At 41.7% G+C, this 537-nt stretch carries 1 protein-coding gene; it reads right to left on the bottom strand.

Going from position 1 to position 537, the window contains the following annotated elements:
• Positions 1-357: 357 nt before the first annotated feature.
• Positions 358-537 (bottom strand): hypothetical protein (locus tag HC752_RS24995; protein WP_238930634.1); only part of this gene is annotated, 180 nt, incomplete at its 5' end.

Raw genomic sequence — 537 nt, 5'->3', positions numbered from 1 at the left:
GCGGCTTGTTTTGTGCGTTGTCTGCGGTTTAAGCTGGCGTTATGAAGCAGCTAGGAAAATGTAGTAAAATTATAGGGTAAGGTTCAATATTTGCTTTTTGTCTTATCATGATTTGAATCTTTCCCAATTGAACATCGGCAATGTTTCTTTAGTGAAATGCCGCTTTGGTTTCATCGAAAGGCAAATTGGCTGTTTGGTTACTTTTGCCAAGTAACTTCTTCTAGCAGCCATTTGCTGCGCCGTGATTTAAATGGGGCGGCAGTGTATTGGAAAACTCCAAGCTTGGTGCTCGCTTTCATTCAATTCGTGGAGGGTTTATCGAGTAGCTGCCGGCATTTTGTGAAATGACTCGGTGTCTTAGGCTTCTGTATTTGCTGAAATTCTGAGGTTACCGCAAAGTCCGTTCATAACAAACAATTCAAGCAGACCAAAAACGTGTGGCATTTTCAGTTTGCGGTGAGTTTGGTGTTTAAGGTGGTTTGCAGAAGCGGTATTTATACGTTTTTGGCTACTTAATTGAGCGTTATAGCGCTTTGA

The organism is Vibrio sp. S9_S30 (assembly GCF_014694455.1).
In the GTDB taxonomy this organism is placed as follows: Bacteria; Pseudomonadota; Gammaproteobacteria; order Enterobacterales; family Vibrionaceae; genus Vibrio.
This window is presented reverse-complemented; position numbering and strand designations above follow the sequence as displayed.